Origin of the sequence: Verrucomicrobium sp. BvORR106 (assembly GCF_000739655.1) — a bacterium.
Classification (GTDB): domain Bacteria; phylum Verrucomicrobiota; class Verrucomicrobiia; order Verrucomicrobiales; family Verrucomicrobiaceae; genus Verrucomicrobium.
This window is the reverse complement of record NZ_BATR01000196.1, coordinates 1-1919: the sequence shown is the minus strand read 5'-3', so window position 1 is coordinate 1919 and position 1919 is coordinate 1. Positions and strand designations below refer to the sequence as shown.

The following is a 1919-nucleotide window of genomic DNA, read 5'->3' as shown; positions in this document are numbered from 1 at the left end:
ATCGGGTCGGGTCAGGGGGATTGCGCCCCCTGACCCTCCCACACCACCGGACATGCGGATCCGCATCCGGCGGTTGAAGCCTGCACGCCTTATCGTGTCAGATCTGATGGCATCAGGAACTTCTGCTTTCTCAACGTCGCGTTGCTCAACGCCTGGTTCATCACACTGTTGGTCGACATCGCCCAAGCTCCGCGGCTGCTACAGCCGATCTTCACCTGGTGCTCTGCCACTCCCATGCGTCGCAGCGCTCTGATGCGCCCCACACTCCCATGCCACCGTTGCCAGAAGCATTTGCGGATGTGCCGACGCACCCACCCTTCTTTGCGGTACACCGCCTTGCGGTCCTCGGCCTTCCCAAAATACCCCCACCAACCCCGGATGTAGCGATTCCACTGGTCCCGCAGCTCCACGCTGCTCAACGACTGCCGCCCGTTCCACTTCAAGCGAACCTCGTCCGCAAAGCGGGCAAGGCTCTGACTCGACACCGCTATAAGCAGTACGATGGTGATCACGAACCCAAGGAACTTGCGCTCCCAGGGCCGTCCCACCCCGCTCTTGCTCGCGTTGACGCTCAGCTTGAGTTTGCGGCTCATCCACTCCTTGAGCCCGGCCATCACCCGTTGGGCGGCGGCTTCGCTCTTCACGTAGATGTTGCAGTCGTCGGCATAGCGCACAAAGCGCAGCCCCCGTTTCTCCAGCTCCTTGTCCAGGGCATCCAGATAGATGTTGGCCAGCAACGGTGACAGCGGCCCGCCTTGCGGCGTGCCCTCCTCACTGCTGACCTTCAACCCATCAGGCATCACCACCTGGGTTCTCAGGTACCGGCCGATGATTTTGAGCACCCGTTTGTCGCCCACCACCTGCCCAATGCGATGCATCAGGATGTCATGATTGACGTGGTCAAAGAACTTTGTGATGTCCATGTCCACGACCCAGGTATGGCCTTCCTTCGCATAACCCCTTGCCGCCTCAACGGCCTGGTGGGCGCTGCGCCCCATGCGGAACCCGTAGCTGCTCTCGCTAAACAACGGGTCAAACTCAAGGCTCAACACGCCCAGCAGCATCTGCTGCACAAAGCGGTCCTGCACGTCGGGGATGCTCAGCGGACGGGCTCCCCCGCCTGCCTTGGCAATGTCCTTTCGCCTCGCGGCTCCAGGCTGGTAACTGCCTTCAAGCAACCTTCTCTTGAGCACCTCCCCGTGTTGGGAGAGATGCGCTCTTAGTTCCGTGGTCTTCATCCCGTCGGGTCCGGGTGCCCCTGCGTTGCGTTCCACCGCACGCAATGACGCCTCCCAGTTGTCCGGGTGCACCACTTTCTCCATCATTTCTGTGAGCCTTGCTGTCCGTTCAGAGTTCATGCGGGCTCCGGTCTTGTCCGGTCCCGAGGGGGCTTGACGCGGCTGCACCGCATGGGCCATCCCCGGTTCGTTCCCAGCAACCTGCTCCTTGCAGGCCCCCGGGCTGACGTCGGACCTTCTTGCTTCTTTGACTCGGGCCCAATGCTCTCCAGAGCTTGGCTCTCAGGCTCCTTCAGCCCTTCTCCTCCCAAAGCGTTCCGGTGGCAGTTTGATGAGCCCTCACGGGCTCCCGGCTCTGTCGGGTTACTATGGCTTCTGCTGACTCCTTGCCCGCTCTCGCAGACAAGGTCTCCCTGGGTAAGAATGTGCACTTTCCCCGCGCGCCGCCAGCCTCTACCCTCCGCGTCTTGATGACCTCTGGGTTTCGCGTTTCCTCGCACGCTCACCGCCCGCGCAAGGCCTCTCTGGCTGTTCGTGTTCCTGCGGCCGCAGGTTTGCCTCCTGCTTCTTTCGGCCCTACCCTCACGGGCATCACCTTGCAGTTCGGCTACGGTTGCTGTCATCGGCTCCGTCAATACTTCGTTTCAAGTTTGATAGTTCACATTCATGCCAGGCACACGA

Annotated in this window: 1 protein-coding gene; it reads right to left on the bottom strand. The window is 61.3% G+C overall.

All coding sequences use genetic code 11. The features are described 5' to 3' along the window. Positions 1-89: 89 nt before the first annotated feature. A complete protein-coding gene (gene ltrA / locus BV106_RS34735) occupies positions 90-1358 on the bottom strand; it encodes a group II intron reverse transcriptase/maturase (protein ID WP_038172865.1) in 1269 nt (422 codons plus the stop codon). Between the last annotated feature and the right edge of the window lie 561 nt (positions 1359-1919).

Coding starts and splice junctions, on each gene's coding strand:
- ltrA (WP_038172865.1), bottom strand. CDS start 1,358: ATGAACTCTGAACGGACAGCAAGGCTCACAGAAATGATGGAGAAAGTG.